4 protein-coding genes are annotated in these 4,308 nt (G+C 71.7%); 2 read left to right on the top strand and 2 right to left on the bottom strand.

What is annotated here, in order from left to right; all coding sequences use genetic code 11:
• The coding region (locus tag ABD211_RS33470) for a putative RNA methyltransferase (protein WP_344140598.1) at positions 1–321 on the bottom strand (321 nt) is incomplete at its 3' end.
• Positions 322–347: 26 nt separating this feature from the next.
• On the opposite strand from ABD211_RS33470, the gene ABD211_RS33465 reads away from it, so the two are divergent.
• Positions 348–1,433: an adenosine deaminase gene (locus tag ABD211_RS33465; RefSeq protein ID WP_344140596.1), complete on the top strand. Its 1,086-nt coding sequence runs from the start codon at positions 348–350 to the stop codon at positions 1,431–1,433.
• Here the strand turns inward: ABD211_RS33465 and ABD211_RS33460 are convergent.
• A complete protein-coding gene (locus ABD211_RS33460; RefSeq protein ID WP_344140594.1) occupies positions 1,399–1,923 on the bottom strand; it encodes an ATP-binding protein in 525 nt (174 codons plus the stop codon). The two genes, ABD211_RS33465 and ABD211_RS33460, sit on opposite strands and share 35 nt — an antisense overlap.
• 339 nt (positions 1,924–2,262) lie before the next feature.
• Between ABD211_RS33460 and ABD211_RS33455 the strand changes: the two genes are divergently transcribed.
• Positions 2,263–4,308, top strand: a 2,046-nt coding sequence (locus ABD211_RS33455; RefSeq protein ID WP_344140592.1) for a sensor histidine kinase, incomplete at its 3' end; no start/stop codon positions are given.

The following is a 4,308-nucleotide window of genomic DNA, read 5'->3' as shown; positions in this document are numbered from 1 at the left end:
CAGCGCGTCGAGGACGGCCGCCAGGTGGTGGCCGGTGCCGGCGCCGACGTCGACGACGAGGCCGTCGGCCCCGCCGTCGCGCGCGTGCGCGGCCAGGGCGGCGCTGAGGAAGTCGAACGCGCCCGAGTCGAGCAGGTCGGCGCGGGCGGCGAGCTGGGAGGCGTCGTCGCCGCCCGGGGCGCGGCCGGCGAGCAGGTTCAGGTACCCCTGGCGGGCCACGTCGAACGAGTGTCCGCGCGCGCAGCGCACCGCCTTCTCGGCCGCCGCGAGCGGGCCCGCGCAGACCGGGCACCGCAGGTCGGGGAGGATCTGGGCGAGCATGGGTCCTTCCGGCATAGGGTCTGTTCATGGTCGCACTCAGCGAAGACGAGATCCGCACCGCGCCCAAGGCGCTGCTCCACGATCACCTCGACGGCGGCCTGCGGCCCGCCACGGTCCTTGAGCTGGCCGACCAGGTCGGGCACCGGTTGCCCGCGGGCGACGAGGAAAGTCTGGCCGCGTGGTTCGCCTCGGCGGCGGACTCGGGCTCGCTGGAGCTCTACCTGCAGACGTTCGACCACACGGTGAGCGTCATGCAGACGGGGTCGGCGCTGCACCGGGTGGCCCGCGAGTGCGCGTTGGACCTCGCGGCCGACGGCGTGGTGTACGCGGAGGTGCGGTTCGCGCCGGAGCAGCACCTGGACGCCGGGCTCAGGCTGGACGAGGTGGTCGAGGCCGTGGTCGCGGGCTTCGCGGAGGGCGCGGCGGAGGCGGGCCGGGCCGGCCGGCCGATCCGGGTCGGCACGCTGCTGACCGCGATGCGGCACGCCGCCCGGTCGATGGAGATCGCCGAGCTGGCGGTGCGGCACCGGGACCGGGGCGTGGTGGGCTTCGACATCGCGGGCGCGGAGGCGGGCTTCCCGCCCACCCGGCACCTGGACGCGTTCGAGTTCCTGCAGCGGGAGAACTTCCACTTCACCATCCACGCCGGCGAGGCGTTCGGGCTGCCGTCGATCTGGCAGGCGCTGCAGTGGTGCGGCGCCGACCGGCTGGGCCACGGCGTACGCATCGTGGACGACCTCGATCTGTCCTCTCCGGACGCGCCGAAGCTCGGCCGGCTGTCGGCGTACGTGCGCGACAAGCGGATCCCGCTGGAACTGTGCCCGTCGTCCAATGTGCAGACCGGGGCGGCGGCATCCATTGCGGCGCACCCGATCGGTGTGCTGCGCGACCTGCGCTTCCGCGTCACGGTGAACACGGACAACCGGCTGATGAGCGGCACCTGCATGTCGCGCGAGATGGCGCTGCTGTCGGAGGCGTTCGGCTGGGGCTGGGCTGACCTGCAGTGGTTCACCATCAACGCGATGAAGAGCTCGTTCATCCCGTTCGACGAGCGGCTCGTGCTCATCAACGAGGTGATCAAGCCGGCGTACGCGAAGCTGCTGGGGTCATAGCGGCCACCTCGCGCAGGATGCGGCGCCCGGACGCGGGCCGGGCGCCGAGTCCCTCCTGGCGGTCGCGGATGCCCGGCTCGGCGCGCATCAGGGCGTACCCCCGGTGGATCAGCAGGCCCGGTGGCTTGCGCTTCTCGCTCAGGTCGCGGGCCAGCCGCCGCAGGTAGGTCACGGTCCGTGGCCGACGCAGGGAGTACGCCCCGGCGAGCAGCCCCAGCCGGTCGCAGTCGGCGACAAGGTCGGCCGCGAAGATGCCCTCAGCCACGAACAGCGTGACCCTGCCCAGGTCGAAGCGCCGGTGACCCACGCGGCGGTCGGCCCCGATCGCGTAGATCGGCACCTCGCAGGGTCGACCGGCACAGATGGTGGCGATAGCGTCGAGGGCGGCGTTGTGGTGCCAGGCGCCCGGATTGTCCCAGTCTACGACGCCGTCGCTGATCGGCAGCGTCGGATCGTCGCCGTCCTTGTAGAAGTCGTCGAGGGCGAGCACCGGCAGGCCCGTCTTGCGAGCTATATACGATTTGCCCGACCCGGAGGGGCCGGCAAGAAGGATAACTCGGGCATTTCTAGGCTCCATCGTGGATGCTCCCCGCGCGTTACTGATTGACAGAGCGTGACCGTCCCATCACGTCTCGGGTCGGTCCCTCTCCTGGACTTTCTCTTTGACACGCGGCGTGGTGGAATCTCGAGGTCCGGCCGCATCCTGCCGGACGTTACGTGGTGCCCGGCGAACGGGCCGGCAGACGTGACCGGTTGGCCGGTCGCGGCAGCCGAAAAGCCATGGAACGTTGGGACGGCGGCAACGCCGCGACTTGGGGAAGGTGGCGAGATGAGCACACGACCGGAGGCGCCTGTATCGGCCCCGTCTCGCTTCCGTGGCCCCATCGGCTGGCTCCGGGACCGCCCGATCTGGACCAAGCTCGGTCTGATCATGATCGTGCCGGTCCTCGCGACCATCGTCGTCGGTGTGCAGGGCCTGCTCGACCACGTCAACAACGCCGACGAGGCCGACCGGGCGCAGACGCTCGCCGTGCTGTCAGGTGACGCCGGCCGCCTCGTCGACGAACTGCAGGACGAGCGCGCCTCGGCCGTCATGCTGCTCGGCGCGCCGGCCAGCCGGGTCAACAGCCTCAAGGGCAGCTACACCGAGCTCCAGGCCAAGACCGACCAGGTCACCTCGGACTACCGCTACCAGCGCAGCACGCTCGCCGACCCGCCGGAGAACATCGCCGTCCTGCTCGACCGGATCGAGACCCAGCTCGGCGAGCTGGCCGCGCTCCGCCAGATGGTCGCGGACCGTAGCGGCGCCCCGCAGTACACGGTCAACTACAAGTACCAGAACCTCATCGGTGACCTGCTGCGCGTGCGCGAGACGTCGGCCCAGCTCTCCGGCGACCCGGCCCTGATCGACCGGATGCGCGCCGCCTCGGCCATCGCCTCCGCGAAGGAGTACCTGTCCCAGGAGCGCGTCATCGTGCTCCGCGCGCTGCTGGCGGGCGAATACCCGGCCACCGTGCGCAAGGAGTACATCATCGCGCGCGCCGGCTTCGAGCAGGCGCTCGTGACGTTCCGCTCGGTGTCCAACGCCGCCCAGCAGCAGCGCTACGACGTGACCCTCAACGGGCCGCAGTTCCGCGAGAGCCGCCGCTACGAGGGCATCATCGACTCGCTGCCCGGCACGGTCATCCCGGCCGACAAGGTGCCCGCGGACAAGTGGGACGAGGCCATGGTGGGCCGCAGCGCCCTCATGAACGACGTCGAGATCGACCTCAACCGCCAGGCCAGCCAGTACGCGACCGACCTCGGCGACGACGCGCAGCGTCAGGTGCTCGTCGAGACCGGCGTCCTGCTCGCCACCCTGCTGCTCGGCGTGCTGTTCGCCTGGCTCGTGGCCCGCTCGATGGCCCGCTCGCTGCGCGACCTGCGCCAGGGCGCCCTCGCCGTCGCGCAGTACGGTCTGCCGCAGGCCGTCGCCCGGCTGCGCGACCCGGCCCTGTCCGGCCAGTTGCAGCCGCAACAGATCGCGGCCCAGATCGCTGATCCACTACCCGTACGCAGCAAGGACGAGTTCGGGCAGGTGACCGAGGCGTTCAACGCCGTCCACCTGGAGGCCGTCCGCACCGCCGCCGAGCAGGCCGCCCTGCGTGCCTCCGTCGCGACGATGTTCGTCAACCTGGCCCGCCGTTCGCAGATCCTGGTCGACCGGCTCATCGGTCACCTCGACCGGCTCGAGCGCGGCGAGCAGGACCCGGACCGTCTCTCCGAGCTGTTCCAGCTCGACCACCTGGCCACCCGGATGCGGCGTAACGACGAGAACCTGCTGGTGCTCGCCGGTGCCGACTCCACGCGTATCCAGCGCGAGCCCGCCGCCCTCATCGACGTCCTGCGCGCCGCCCAGTCCGAGGTCGAGCACTACACCCGCATCGAGTTCGGCGTCGTCGACCAGGACGTCGAGATCGCCGCGCACTCCGTCAACGACCTCGTGCACCTCGTCGCGGAGCTGTTCGACAACGCGACGGCGTACTCGCCGCCGGACACCGCCGTGCTCATCGAGGCGCGCCGCATGGGCGACCGCGCGGTGCTGTCGGTCGAGGACCGCGGTATCGGCATGAGCTCCGAGCAGTACTCGGAACTCAACGAGCGCCTCGCCTCGCCGCCCACGGTGGACGTCACGGTCTCCCGCATGATGGGCCTCGTCGTGGTCGCCCGCCTGGCCAACCGCCACGGCGTCCGCGTCGAGCTGCGCCGGGCCCCCGAGCGGGGCACCATCGCCGAGGTCCAGCTGCCGCCGGCCGTGCTCGTCCCGCGCGCGCTGGCCGGGCGTACGGCGGCCCCCGCCGGCTTCCCCGCCTCCCGGCCCGCGCCCGCCGAGGTG

Origin of the sequence: Luedemannella flava, assembly GCF_039528515.1 — a bacterium.
GTDB classification, from domain to species: domain Bacteria; phylum Actinomycetota; class Actinomycetes; order Mycobacteriales; family Micromonosporaceae; genus Luedemannella; species Luedemannella flava.
This window is presented reverse-complemented; position numbering and strand designations above follow the sequence as displayed.